The sequence below is a fragment of the Chitinophaga ginsengisoli genome, assembly GCF_003014595.1.
Classification (GTDB): domain Bacteria; phylum Bacteroidota; class Bacteroidia; order Chitinophagales; family Chitinophagaceae; genus Chitinophaga; species Chitinophaga ginsengisoli.
In genome coordinates, this window is sequence record NZ_PYGK01000009.1 from 102,534 (window position 1) to 116,230 (window position 13,697).

At 47.4% G+C, this 13,697-nt stretch carries 9 protein-coding genes; 5 read left to right on the top strand and 4 right to left on the bottom strand.

All coding sequences use genetic code 11. From position 1 onward, the window contains the following. Positions 1-37: 37 nt before the first annotated feature. The 4 genes from CLV42_RS20905 to CLV42_RS20920 all read right to left on the bottom strand — a co-directional run bounded on the left by CLV42_RS20905 (position 38) and on the right by CLV42_RS20920 (position 7,993). Complete coding sequence (locus CLV42_RS20905; RefSeq protein ID WP_106603888.1) at positions 38-4,303, bottom strand: FG-GAP-like repeat-containing protein; 4,266 nt, start codon at positions 4,301-4,303, stop codon at positions 38-40. Between the two features lie 130 nt (positions 4,304-4,433). Continuing rightward, the gene (locus tag CLV42_RS20910; RefSeq protein ID WP_106603889.1) at positions 4,434-4,790 is read right to left on the bottom strand and encodes a hypothetical protein; all 357 of its coding nucleotides are present in this window, start codon (positions 4,788-4,790) and stop codon (positions 4,434-4,436) included. Positions 4,791-4,905: 115 nt separating this feature from the next. Beyond that, complete coding sequence (locus CLV42_RS20915; RefSeq protein ID WP_106603890.1) at positions 4,906-6,594, bottom strand: RluA family pseudouridine synthase; 1,689 nt, start codon at positions 6,592-6,594, stop codon at positions 4,906-4,908. Positions 6,595-6,760: 166 nt separating this feature from the next. Then, positions 6,761-7,993 (bottom strand): DUF1624 domain-containing protein, encoded by a 1,233-nt coding sequence (locus tag CLV42_RS20920; RefSeq protein ID WP_106603891.1) that lies wholly within the window; start codon positions 7,991-7,993, stop codon positions 6,761-6,763. 194 nt (positions 7,994-8,187) lie between these two features. Here CLV42_RS20920 and CLV42_RS20925 point away from each other — a divergent pair, with 194 nt between their 5' ends. From CLV42_RS20925 to CLV42_RS20945, 5 genes are all read left to right on the top strand, one after another. Next, positions 8,188-9,009 (top strand): SDR family oxidoreductase, encoded by an 822-nt coding sequence (locus tag CLV42_RS20925; RefSeq protein WP_106603892.1) that lies wholly within the window; start codon positions 8,188-8,190, stop codon positions 9,007-9,009. A 63-nt stretch (positions 9,010-9,072) separates the two neighbouring features. Next, positions 9,073-9,993 carry a helix-turn-helix domain-containing protein gene (locus tag CLV42_RS20930; RefSeq protein WP_106603893.1) on the top strand — a complete coding sequence of 307 codons (921 nt, stop codon included), beginning with the start codon at positions 9,073-9,075 and terminating at the stop codon, positions 9,991-9,993. A 249-nt stretch (positions 9,994-10,242) separates the two neighbouring features. Next, positions 10,243-11,457: an MFS transporter gene (locus CLV42_RS20935; protein ID WP_106603894.1), complete on the top strand. Its 1,215-nt coding sequence runs from the start codon at positions 10,243-10,245 to the stop codon at positions 11,455-11,457. Between the two features lie 155 nt (positions 11,458-11,612). Next, positions 11,613-12,524 (top strand): helix-turn-helix domain-containing protein, encoded by a 912-nt coding sequence (locus tag CLV42_RS20940; protein ID WP_106603895.1) that lies wholly within the window; start codon positions 11,613-11,615, stop codon positions 12,522-12,524. A 138-nt stretch (positions 12,525-12,662) separates the two neighbouring features. Further along, complete coding sequence (locus tag CLV42_RS20945; RefSeq protein WP_106603896.1) at positions 12,663-13,691, top strand: efflux RND transporter periplasmic adaptor subunit; 1,029 nt, start codon at positions 12,663-12,665, stop codon at positions 13,689-13,691. The last annotated feature ends 6 nt before the right edge of the window (positions 13,692-13,697 follow it).

Below are 13,697 nucleotides of genomic sequence, written 5' to 3' on the forward strand. Positions count from 1 at the left end.
GCCTGGCTTAGTTTATCGATGCAGGAGCCGCCTTATCCTATCGTTTTATCACCGTAACCACACGCCGAAATTTCCCACTAGCTCCCGTCACCTTCAAAAAGTACATACCTGCCGGTAGTCCGGACAAATCAATCCTATTTCCACTCACGACCGGTGAGACAGTCAACCTAACCTGTCCATCCATGCCATACAACTCTGCGGTATATACATCCGTAGTATCCGCCTGGATCATCACTGTAATAAAATCCAGGGTCGGATTAGGGATAACCTTCACCGCACCGTTCGACATCGTACCGGCGGGGCCATTGAACAAATAATGATATGTATCAGAGAACGGACTGACGCAGCCGTCCTGGGTAACCTGTACCAGATAGTAACCCTCCGTAATTGGCTTATATGCCGGGGCGATAGCGCCGCTAATAACAGTCCTTGGGGTATCTGTATACCATTGGTTGCCCACACCTGTGGATGAAACCATACCTGCCGTGGCGCTCCAGGAAATGGACGGCTTGTCCGGAACAGGACGAACCGTCACGAGCAAGGCATCCGATGGTTCCGATGTACTGGTAGCATTCGTGTAAGTACCTCCGTTGCGCACCATCAGCGAATCATTATTGGCGCCAGGAATGGCTATCCCATTTTCATACCATTGATTGGAATAAGGCAGGGAAGACACCAATAGAACGCTGTCTCCCTTACAAAAAGCGGCATCTCCAACTGCCTTTATCGAAGGACGTTGGCCTCCTTTGTTCAATGCCACCGAAAAACCTAAAGCGCTGCCATAGCCGCTCGTAACAAGGTCCGCTTTTCCATCTCCGTCCATATCCGCTGCATTCAGGACACCTGACCACATCCTTGAAGGATACCAGAAATTATCGGCAAAGGAGGTATTCCCGGGAGTGCCGGTGTTCCTTGCAACCCCGACTGTTAAATCATAGGCATTACTTACGACCATATCCGGTTTTCCATCCCCATCAATATCCCCGGCTATACCAGCTTGAATGACCTTTGGAAGTGCAGTCTCCTTTATCTCGAATGAAATAGTATTGCCCGTACCTGTATTAAGACAGGTAGTCCTAAAACCAAAGTTAGCGCCATCCCCATTTGCGATCAATAGATCCAGCTTTTCATCGCCGTCCAGATCAGCAACGGAAACCCGGATGGGATCATGCTCATACTCAGGGGTGAAAAGAGGTATTCTTGTAAAGCTGGGCATCCCGACCGAACTGGTGTTTTCCAGAATTGAAAAAGGATAGCTGGAAAAATAATTACCGTTGTTTACCAAATCGATTTTACCGTCGTTATTAAAGTCGCCACAGGCGGCAATTGACCCGAAAGGAAAATCCTGCTGGGGTAAAAAGGATGTTACCCCGATGCTGCTGTTGTTCAGCAGAACGCTGGAAGCGCCTTGTCCCTGAACAAGGATATCCGGCCGACCGTCTCCATCCACATCCGCAACGGTCAGGTCAAAGACATTGTACAACGCTTCGAATTTAACCTCATCTTCAAAACTGATCTGCCCGGGCGTACTCGTATTCCGCAGCACGCCGATATAACAGAGGTCATTCACAATATAGTCTACTGCAACGATATCCATCCGTCCATCCCCGTCTATATCCGCTGCGGTTAAAGGCCCCACAAAGCTGCCGCCGGCATAGGGAGACGTGATATGGTAATGCTGCTCCGGAGCAAATGAGAGATCTCCTGGCGAGCTCGTATTTCTCTTGATCGAAACAGTACTGTTGAGCGATTCTCCAGCCACATCCATTTTCCCATCTCCGTCAAAATCTGCCAGGCTGCTATTCCAGGATGCGTAGTCATCGTTAAAATGCTCCATAGACGCAAATGTATTGCTGTCAATGGCAACTGTCTTACTATACAGCGATGTAAAAAATCCCGGAGAAACAGCCTGAAGACCATTACCCATATTGATAACCGTTATCGGACCGAATTGGGCACCCGAAGGGACAATCACCGTCAGAGAGTTGGCTGAAGCAGCACTCACCTGAGCCTTGTAAGCCCCAAAATAAACGACATTATCGGCCGCTGTGGTATTAAAATTCGAGCCGTGAACGACAACCGTTGTTCCTGCTGAACCGGAAACCGGGCTAAATGAACTGATCACAGGCGGAGGACCGGTTATAAATTTGAAACCGTTCAGACTGGCCGACCCGCCGATTGTCCTGACCGTAACCGCACCGGTTGAACCTGCGGCGACCACGGCGCTGATCGAGGTGGGCGACACCACTGAAAAAGAGCCAGCCGGCAAAGGCCCGAAAGAAACATTCGTGGCGGTCGCCAGATTCGCACCTGTAATCATTACAGTGTCTCCATTCCTTGCAGAAGAAGGTGTAAACGACGAAATGACCGGTGGCGGGATGAAAATAAATCCTGCTTTTGTTCCGGTCCCATAAAGCGTCGACACTGCAACATCGCCCGTGGCGCCGCTATCTACAAGGGCTGTGATGCTGGTGGGTGACACGACAGTGAAGGATGCTGCCGGCCGGCCACCAAAACTGACACCGGTGCAGCCAGTGAAATTATAGCCCGTAATGGCTATAGAAGCACCCACAAAACCTATATTGGGAGTGAATGAACTTATGACGGGCGGGCCGGCAAAGACAAAGTTAGCGGCACTATCCGCCCCCACACCGTTAGTAATCGTAATATACCCCGATACCCCTCTTCCCACAACGGCTGTTATGTTTGTGTCACTGTCCACAACAAACGAGGTGCAAGGCACTCCCCCGAAATCGACCCGGGACGTTCCGGTAAAATTCGATCCTTTGATCGCTACGGTTTGTCCCTGGGCGGCCGTAGCCGGAGAGAACGAGCTGATATGAGGATAGGATATCCGGTTCCTAAAGATAGATATGCCGTTGGCAACCATATTGCTTGCTACGATATCGGGTAGATTGTCTCCGTCCATGTCTCCTATCTGTATGGAGCCAGGAGTATACACATAATAGAAGTAGGGGTTGACAAATGAGATCGTACCGCTGGTAGAATTGTTCTGGTAAAGATAAACGCCGAATTGGGTGGCACTGACCAGGTCCGGCTTCCCGTCGCCGCTGAGATCTCCTATGCTGACGAATTTTGTTGGATAAGGCTGATAAAGATCGATACCATCCGCCAGAGCAATGCTTCCGGAATTGCCCGTGCTTCGGTACAGGTGAAGCAAACTATTGGTATTGTCGGATACGGCAACGTCATTTTTACCGTCTCCATCGAGATCGCCAATGGCGACATTGTCGGGCGCTCCGCTTACACTCACATTTTGCATAGTGGCAAACGACAGGCTACCCTGGCTACTGGTATTTCGTAGAATGGAAATGGTCTTACTTAAATCATTGGCAGTCACCAGATCGGGACGATTGTCTCCATCGAGGTCACCGATCGACACGAATTTTGGACCAACATCCGTCCGTACATCGATCGCAGGTGCAAACGAAATCGACCCGGAGACACTGGTATTCCTTAAAAGCGAAACAGTACCGGCCAAATAGTTGCTGACGGCCAGATCAGGCCTGCCGTCTCCGTCCAGATCGCCCACGCTGACGCTATATGCGCCGTTTCCCGTGGCAAACTGAATACCTGCTGCAAAGGATATCGCTCCGGCGCTGCTGGTATTTCTGAATACAGAAGCAGTGTAACTTAAGTTATTAGCGACGATGAGCTCAGGTTTTCCATCTCCGTCAAGATCGGCAGCCGTAATGGAATAGGCACCCGAGTTCGCGGGCAACGGTAAGTTAAATTTAGCAGCAAAAGCCAGCTTGCCATTTCCACCGCTATTCGGCAATATCGTGACCGAAGAAGCATCGCCGGTACCATAGTTAGCCGTAGCCACATCCGTACGTCCATCCCCGTTAAAGTCGGCAATCACCACTGAATAGGGTATCGGCCCCGTTGGGTTATCGACTGCCGGGGCAAATGAGATCGCCGAGAAAACGTTTGCGTGAGAGGGAAAGGTTGCCATGAAAGGCTGTGCCGAAAAAGCGGTAAGGCCATTTGTCACAACAGCGATCGGCTGATAGGTGGCGCCACCAGGAACGCTAACGGAAAGCTGTGTGCTACTGGCATTCAACACCTGCGCCCTGACCGCACCAAAGCTGACAATATTTTCTGAGGCAACTGAACCAAAATTTGACCCCGTGATAGTGACTACTGTTCCCACCGGACCTGCCGAAGGTGAAAAGGAGGTAATAACCGGCGCCTGAGCCGAAGATTGTAATACACTTAAAATAGCAAAAGAAAAGAGGAGCAGGTTCTTTTTTGCTACAAGGCATCTAAACAAACGTATCATAGATAAGGGTTAGGGTTTAAAACGGAGCCAGTATCCTGACCTTTAAGCAAGTTATGGCATCTTGCTTAAATTAGCAAACCCATGTATGATTAGTCCCCCTATCAGTATAAATGTCTGGTATACAATTTATCTATACCAGCCTGCAAAGTACATCCAGGTCCTCCGTCAGGTAGTAACTGGCGCACATACGATGATACCCGTCTGCTATGATGAGACCAGACTCGTGTCGTACCAGCAGGAGGGGCGATAGTCTCTTTTCTTTGCTGAATTTTTTCAGATCGATCTGCACATGTACATTCTCTTTTGGCAGTAAAGGCAATTTACTGGCCCTGAGAATATCCTTTGACTTCTTACTGATGGTCTTCGCTTGTTTTAGTCTGGCAACGATCTTTGCGGCTTCGGCAGGCTCAAATAACAACTCCAGATAATCCTGTGCTGCGGGGTAATCATGTTCTTCAGGATCATCCAGCCATATACTGTTTTTCATAGTCTATCTGTTTATAGTATTTTAAACTGATATAAAATGATTTTGGGATTGTGTGGCCAGGGCGGCAACAAGATGAATGTAAGCTGTTTTGGGGTATTGCACAATTAATATCCCATTAAAAAGCTACGGCTGCCTCAAAGCTGACCTTTTCTTTCTTTTGGGGGTGTATAAACTCAATATGGGCAGCATGCAGGTACATCCTTTCAGCTGCAGTGCCGTATAGATCGTCGCCAACAATCGGAGCATTCAACCCAAGTTCATGAGCGGAGTGCATCCGTAACTGGTGCGTTCTGCCTGTAAGTGGCCAGAAATCAACCCTGGTCATCGATTCGTATCGTGTAACTACTTTCCACTTCGTAACGCTTTTCTTTCCGCTTGTAAAACAAACCAGTTGTCTTGGCCGGTTAAACAAATCGGGGCCTAGCGGAAGATCGATCTCACCTTCCGACTGATCAATCACTTTAGACAGCAGTGCCGTATAACGTTTGCTGACCGTACGCTTTAAAAACTGTCGCTGAATATGCTTGTGTGCCTCCTGCGTTTTAGCTACTACCAGCAATCCTGAAGTATCCATATCCAGGCGGTGAACAATAAGCGGCTCGGTATCGCCCATGATGTCTTTCAACCTGGTATAGACGGAATCCTGCACATTCACTCCCGGAACGGAACGTAAGCCGGATGGTTTATTGACTACAACAAGACTCTCGTCTTCATGAATTATTTCAAGCCTGCTGGCCTCTTTCGGCGCGTATAAAAGCGGGTTTTCGTCCACAGCCATTCCTTCAAGCATATGTTCCAGAATAGGTTTACACTTACCTGTACATGCCGGATAAAAATGCTTATGTTTTCTGATTTCAGATTTCGGTGCAGCACCCCACCAGAATTCACCCATGGCAATAGGTTCATAGCCATGCGTAAATGCAAATTGCAATAGTTTGGGAATGGCACATTCGCCTGCAGCGGAAGGTGGTTTACCAAAGGGAGTGAGGCTGAAAATTTCGTGTAAACTCTTGCTTTTACCGTCTTTGTTCAGAAATACATACTGATCAAAAAGCTGTTGTTGTAAAGCGGCTGATTTTTCCTTACGTTCATTTTTTAAGGCTTCGATATCGGCGTCATATTGCGCCAATCTTGTCCGCATTTCTTCCAGCTGCTGTTCCCATTTATTTGTAAGCATTTTAAGCTGATGCTTGTCATACAAACTCTGTTTAACAAGTTCAGCTGCTGCTATAGCATATTCGCCCTGATTCAGGCTGTGCTGCAGCTGTTCACGAAGCTGTTTCCGGCTGTCCTTATTGCGCTTCAGTTGTTTCCTGCAAGCGGCGATTTCCTGCAGCGATTCGGCCGAAAGTCTTTCAATGTCCTGACGCAGGCGCTGATAGCTTTCATCGGAGGATAATGCAGTCACCTGGGTATTAATGTTGTTGATGATCTCCACTTCTTTGAGAAAGAAGCTGTTTTCCACCAGCATATCGAAGACAGGCGGTACAAATTTCGGATGATCATTTGAACCTGCCAGTTTACCTGAGAAAGCTGACAGATAGCCCAGTTTTCCTTCGGGACAACGTATTACCAGCACACCAAACATTTTCCCAATAGCGAGCCCGTCCTGGCTGGCATCCAGTCCGAAGTTGTGCTCAAGGTCAGTCTGCGTCTCCAGGTAATGTTGCAGCTCAGCGGCTGCTATGCTTGTTAAAGGATGTGGCTCGTAATAAAATGGAAAGGTAAACCGTTCAGGTAATGTTATCTGTTTTATCGATTCCTCCAAAAAATAAGACACCTTACTTCCACTGTTGTCTCCCAAGTGCGTTGGCTTTATTTCGGGCGCAAAGGTACCACTTCTGCTGAAAAAACATCCACGTGTCTTTTTCTATCCAGCGTTAATCCATCGCAGCCGAAATAGAAAGAGGCTGGTTCATGAAGAATCAGCCTCTTTCTATTGTATTGAGAAACATTTTATTTTGTCAGCATCAGAAATAGCTCAACCACTTTTTCTGTCCCTGATTCGCCTGCTTATACTGGCTAAACCAATGACTTACCGGATATAATAGCAGCATCACTACTACCCATATCAGGTATACAACAGGCAGGGAGAATCCATATCCCTGTAACTGCGGATTCGCCGTCACCCATGTTGTAAGATTAACCATATCAGCAGGAGAGTGTCCCGACAAGCTGGCTGCAAGCACACCCAGGCCATGGATGAGCGGGATATGCAGCAGGTAAAAGAACATGGGCACCTTACCAAAAACAACCACTTTAGAAGTGAACTTGTTCAAGGGGCGTTCTGCATAGGCGAGGAACAGTACCGAAGGCCCAAGTGTCATCAGTATATACAGTAAGGACGGCGGATACTTTGTCACATTCACAAAAGAGAGTACCGTAAACAGGAAGTTCTTTTGTGCGGACCAATGTGCCGCATCGCCATAGATATTTATTCCGCGGAGGATAATAAAGAGCACAATAGCTCCGATGCCTATGTTGCGTAGTGACTTTTTGCGGGTTTCAGGAGCCGTATCCGGTGTATAGAGACTCCCCAGGCAATAGCCTAAGCTAATGATGCCGATATACGGAATAATAGGATACCCTATTACAAAATGGAAAGGCCCCGCAGTAAATCCGGCAAAATTAGGCTGATGTAATATATACCACAGAAATGCCGAAGGACTATCGCCGGCAACATGTACATTATCCAACGCATTATGTCCTGCTACCAGGATAATAGCGAGTGGCAGCAGTGCGGTCCGTGGTAAATGGATCAGGAGTGAGAGCGCCATCATACTAAGGCCGAATGCCCAGATCACCTGGAGAATAAATGCCGGGTAATGAGGATTAAAAGTCCAGAACAGTGTAATCAGGAATAATTCTACAAACACCAGCCAGATACCTCTGGTAAAGAGGAAACCGGAGAGTGCTTTACGGCCATTCTTCGCACCATACAGGCAAGCTGATACACCGGCCAGGAGCATAAAGGTGGGCGCGCAAAAGTGCGTGATCCATCGTGTGAAAAAGATAGGAAGGCTGGTATGCTGAAGGTCCGTCGGATCGTTGATATAGGAATACGCATGAAAATAGTCGCGTACGTGGTCTAGTGCCATAATGATCATGATAGTGCCTCTGAGCAGATCAATAGACTCTATACGGCGGCTTTTGACAGTTCTTAGTGGTGTGTCAGCGGATGCAATGTTGAGATTTCGGTTCATAAGAAGTCCAAATATCAGCAAATTCTCAGATCTTTTATAATGAGAATCATCGTTAATTTATCTTGTCAGCGCCTGGCTATTTAAGTAGCGGCAGCGTTGCCCGTACCCCATCTGCCAAATCGTTAAGACATGCCGCCAAAAGTATAATTCCTTCCACGCCCGCCGCCCGAAATTTGTTAAAAAATAACAACACAATGTCTAACACAATTTTCATCACAGGCGCCTCATCAGGATTGGGCAAAGCAACTGCAAAACTATTTCAAAGCAAAGGCTGGCATGTAATAGCTACCATGCGTAAACCACAGGAAGAAAAGGAACTGTCCTTACTGGAAAATGTGACCTTGTTACCCCTGGATGTGACCAGTCTTTCCAGTATAGAAGAATGCGTACGCACTGCTACCAGTCAGTTCACTATTGACGTAGTATTTAACAACGCGGGATATGGACTGGTAGGCCCACTGGAAACACTTTCCGACGAACAGATCACCAATTTGCTCAATACAGACCTGCTGGGTGTGATCAGGGTAACGAAAGCCTTTATGCCTCATTTCAGGGAGAAAGGAGCCGGATTGTTTATCAATACTTCCTCTATTGGTGGTATGATCACCTTCCCACTCAATGCGTTGTACCATGCAGCAAAATGGGGACTGGAAGGGCTGGCGGAAAGTCTGCATTTTGAGTTGTCAAAGCTGGGTATTGGTATCAAGAATATACTTCCCGGTGGTATCCGTACCGACTTTGTTGGCCGGTCTATGGCTTTCGGGACATTGAATACAGCACCGTATCAAGCGATCCTTGATAAAGCCAACGAGGCATTCAGCGAAGTAATGAAGCCTGAGCAGCTGACACCTCCTGAAATCATTGCTGAAACAGTATACGAAGCGGCTACCGATAGGAAAGACCAGCTGCGTTATATTGCAGGCGAAGATGGTAAACAGTTCTATGCCACCCGTACCCGCATCGGCGCGGATGCTTTCAGAGAACAGTTTGACCAGTTATTTTTTGGCAAGCAGTAAGGAGCCGACACGTAAACGTTTGAGTGAGCAGGAAACGCAGGCAAAAAGCACTACATTAGCAACATGGAAAGAAAAGTAGTCAATGTCAGAACAATCAGTGAATTACACCGGCTTTACCAGTGCGGAGCGCCGAAGCACCCGCTGGTGAGCATCATGGACCTTAGGACTATCGACCATAATGTACTGGACCCAGGCGTTGGTTACCAGATGGACCTTTACCTGGTTTCCTGCAAACGTTTCAAAGGGGAGATCATGTATGGCCGGTCGCCATATGACTTTGAAGAAGGATCTGTGATGTTCACTGCCCCGGGACAGGTGCTTAGCGTAGCGCAGGATGTAAAGATGGAAGAGGGTTGGGCCTTGTTCTTTCACCCTGATCTGATCAACACAGGCAACCTCGGCCGGCTGATACATCAATACTCTTTTTTCCTCTATGACCTCAATGAGGCCCTGCATGTTTCTGAAGAAGAGAAAGCCGTCCTGTACGACTGCGTCAACAAGATTGAACGTGAGTGCACAGGACGCATCGATAAACATACACAACACCTGATCGTCTCTAATATCGAACTGTTGCTCAGCTATTGTGAACGCTTCTACGACAGGCAATTCCTGACAAGGGAGAAGGTGAACAATGACATCGTGCAGCAGTTCGAATTTTTACTGAACGAGTATTTTACCCGGGAAATATTGCAACAAGACGGCCTGCCGGATGTGAAATACTTTGCTTCCAGGTTGAACCTGTCTGCCAAGTACCTCGCCGACCTGCTGCAGAAATTCACCGGGAAATCGACCCAGGAGCATATTCATCTCAGGCTTGTTCAGGAAGCCAAGAACCTGCTCTGGAGCACCAACAGGTCTATCAGTGAGATCTCTTATGACCTGGGTTTTGAGCACGCTTCTCATTTCAGCAGATTATTCAAAACTAAAACAGGACTTACGCCCGGAGCATTCCGCAACAACAAGCAGGAGCCGGATGGTATATGATCAGCAGCACCACACCAGCCACGACGGTAATCCTTCCTTTTAAACACCTGTTCAAAATTTATTTGGTGAAATAGACTACGCGGTCTAATTTTGTTCGATAAAATTCGATCTTTCGATTAATCAGTCTTCAACCAGTCCGAACAGCGCAGCTGTTTTTTTATGAGACAGTAATAGACTATGTAGTCTATTATTCCGGAGAACTGGCCAGAAGAACAACAATAATTACACAACGGAAAATTTTACACAGGCATGAAATTCATCAAGGAAAACCATCACGGTATCAGTACCATTCTCGCATTTGCATTAATCCCCCTGTCGGGATTTGCAACAGATATTTACATTCCCTCGCTACCATCTATGGCGGCAGATCTGAACGTGAGCAATGCAGCAGTGCAATTATCATTACTGATCTTCATGATCGCCTCTGGCAGCAGCCAGTGGTTTGTGGGTAGCCTGCTGGATAGCTTCGGCCGTTACCGGCTGGGTATGGCGGCTTTACTGGTATTTACACTCGCCAGTTTGTCCATTGGCTTGTCGCACAATATCCAGCTCATATATGTGATGCGTGTTATACAGGGGATCTGCGTATCGCTGATCGTAGTGGGCAAGCGCGCTTATTTCGTAGATATCTATTCCGGCGAAAAATTGAAGCATTATACCAGCATGTTTTCTATCATCTGGGCTACTGCACCCATTGCGGCGCCTTTCCTGGGCGGTTATTTGCAGACTGCCTTCGGATGGTCTTCCAATTTCTACTTCCTTGGTATCGCCACTTTGATCCTGTTCGTGCTGGAGCTAAAATACGGCGGGGAATCACTGAGAACGTTCCATCCCTTTAAAATGGAGCCGATCCTGAAAGTATATGGATCGATGATCAGAACACCCGACTTCGTGTTGGGACTGGTCATTATTGCGCTGTGTTATTCCATGGTGATCGTATACGGCATGACAAGCCCCTTCATTATTGAGCATGTGTTTCATCAATCGCCCGTTGTTACCGGTTATTGTTCCCTCTTATCAGGCTTGTCATTGATGGCAGGCGGCATCATTTCCAAATCACTGATCAATCGGCCGTTCTCCAAGAAGATCGTTACAGCGCTGGTCGTGCAGGGTGTGGCTATTGCAGGGATGCTGAGCACTTCAGGATATAGCGCCAATCTGTATACCCTGATGGCGTTTATTATTGTCATTCATATGGTGTCTGGTTTTATCTTCAATAACCTGTTTGCTTATTGTCTGGGACGTTTTCAAAAGAATGCCGGTATTGCAAGTGGTATTACTGGGGGGAGTCTGTATGTGATCACTTCTTTCATCAGTTATACTATGGCGAATGTGCTTACTATTAAAACACAGGCATTACTGGCAGAGGCATACATCGTAATGGCACTGGCACTGTGGGGCGCATTTGCATTGTTTACAAGAGCGAGAATGGCACATCAGCGTACCTTAGCACTGGCGCAGTAATACATACCGGCTTACGCCACTCAATTATAAATAAACAGTCGTCTGGAATTATTCCGGCGGCTGTTTTTGTGACTTTCCAGGGCCCGGCGCCCTTAGAAATATGAAAGAAATATTTTACTTTGCCGGCGAATGCTTATTCTCCTTAAAGTAAAACAATGAAAAATACATCCGTTACCACGGGCGCCGGTATTCCCTATCATACCTTTGCTGAACTGCTGTCTATGCTGGATGGGCTCCAGCATACCGAAGGGCTGTTCATGGTAACCGAGGAGGATGACGTCCGTATGAAGAACCTGGTGCAATACCCTTTCCGTTCCGATCATTTTATCATCATCATGCAGGTGGAGGGAATCTCGCAGGTACGTATTAATTCTACGGAGTTTAATATCCACGAAAAGCAGGTATTGTTAATCCCACCCAATGCCGTACGGCAGTTCCAGGATATAAAGCCCGGAAACCGCTTTGCAGGGCTGGTATTTACGGCCGACTTTGTGGCCAGAAGTGGTATCAGTAAGAAAGATGCCGAAATGCTCGACTTCTTCTCTGCCAGTCTTCCTGGATTTGAGCTGAAACCCGCTGAATTTGACAGGTTGTTAAGTATGTTATTGCTGCTACGGGAAAAATATACGGCTACCGATGGATTGCCTGCCGATCAGTATGTGATCTTTTACCTCTTCCTGGCATTCTTATATGAGCTGCGATCAGTGTACATGCGCAATAACAGCGATAAAAAGATACAGCTCACCCGGAAAGAAGAGATCACTATGCGCTTTATAAAGTTGTTAAATGAGTGCTGCAAAGAGGAACGCAGTGTATTGTTCTACGCCGGAAAAATGAATGTTACCCCCCGTTACCTGACCCAGATCGTGAAGGAGGTGACCGGCAGATCGGCCGGAGAGTTGATAGACGAAATGGTAATCATGGAGGCCAAGCTCCTGCTGAATGACATGTCTTTAACCCTCGCCCATGTGGCAGAACAGCTGTATTTCAGTGATCAGTTCTTCTTCAGTAAATTCTTTAAGCGTAATACCGGTATCACCCCCTCTGAATACAGGAGGTCTTCCTGACCTTCCCGACATCGACCTGTCGTTTTAGACATATACTCTCTACTTTCAGACATTCTCTGAGCGGTTACTTATGACCAACTTTGCCCCAGCATTTTAATCATTGTTAGGAGAGTAAGCAATTTCTAAATATACCAACTCATGAAGTTTTTTCTTGGAAGAGCTCCATTCGTGCTGGCTTTGCCGGTACTGGCTTCCTGCGGTCATAAACAACCGGGAAGCATCAGACAGGATGCAGTAAAAGTAATGGTACAAAAAATAACAGCCGATGCAAGACCTGAAGTATTGCATTATCCCGGGGCCATTGAAGCCGACAATACCGTAACACTGGGCTTTTCTGTTGCCGGAAGGGTAACGGCCGTCAGCATACAGGAAGGACAACAGGTGCGCGAAGGACAACTACTGGCCAGTATCGAATCAGATGATTATGTCAGCGCTTTACAAAGTGCGAAAGCCGTGGAAGACCAGGCTGCAGACAATTTCAAACGATTAAAGGAGCTGCATGACAAAGGTAGCTTGCCTGAAAGGGACTATATCGCCGCCAGGTCTTCACTATCACAGGCAGAAGCGAATGTGCGCATGGCTGCCAAAAGAGTGGCAGATACGAAGCTGTATGCGCCTTATACAGGTATCATCTCCGCAAAGCTGATAGATAAGGGTGCTACTGCATCTCCTGGCGTACCTGCCTTTACCATACTGAAGACTGACCAGGTATATGCAAAGGCCCCTGTTACCGAAAGCGATATCAGCAAACTGGCGGTAGGCAAAGAAGTACTGGTGATCATTCCTGTGTTGAATGATAGTATAAAAGGCACTGTTACAATTATCAATCCCCAGGCAGATAACAGTTCCCGGACTTATGGCGTAAAAGTGAGACTAACCAACAAGGCAGAAAAACTGTTACCCGGTATGCTGACAGAAATGTTGGTATACACCGGCAGGGAGCAGGAAAAGATTGTGATACCCGCTGCTTCCATTGTACGTGATGCCGATGATATTACCTATGTATTCATAGCCGACGATCAGCATAAAGCCATCCGCAGGCGTATTACGGCTGCCGGTGTTACGGGTAATAATGAAGTGATCGTTCAGCAGGGATTGCAGGCAGGCGACAGGCTCGTAGTTGAGGGTCAAACACGTCTTGAAGACGGTAGCAGCATTCAGTTCTGAGCCATT

What these genes read in the sequence shown, in the direction of transcription:
- CLV42_RS20940 (WP_106603895.1), top strand. Translation starts at nt 11,613, where the DNA reads ATGAAAAATACATCCGTTACCACGGGCGCCGGTATTCCCTATCATACC.
- CLV42_RS20905 (WP_106603888.1), bottom strand. Translation starts at nt 4,303, where the DNA reads ATGATACGTTTGTTTAGATGCCTTGTAGCAAAAAAGAACCTGCTCCTC.
- CLV42_RS20930 (WP_106603893.1), top strand. Translation starts at nt 9,073, where the DNA reads ATGGAAAGAAAAGTAGTCAATGTCAGAACAATCAGTGAATTACACCGG.
- CLV42_RS20945 (WP_106603896.1), top strand. Translation starts at nt 12,663, where the DNA reads ATGAAGTTTTTTCTTGGAAGAGCTCCATTCGTGCTGGCTTTGCCGGTA.
- CLV42_RS20910 (WP_106603889.1), bottom strand. Translation starts at nt 4,790, where the DNA reads ATGAAAAACAGTATATGGCTGGATGATCCTGAAGAACATGATTACCCC.
- CLV42_RS20925 (WP_106603892.1), top strand. Translation starts at nt 8,188, where the DNA reads ATGTCTAACACAATTTTCATCACAGGCGCCTCATCAGGATTGGGCAAA.
- CLV42_RS20935 (WP_106603894.1), top strand. Translation starts at nt 10,243, where the DNA reads ATGAAATTCATCAAGGAAAACCATCACGGTATCAGTACCATTCTCGCA.
- CLV42_RS20920 (WP_106603891.1), bottom strand. Translation starts at nt 7,993, where the DNA reads ATGAACCGAAATCTCAACATTGCATCCGCTGACACACCACTAAGAACT.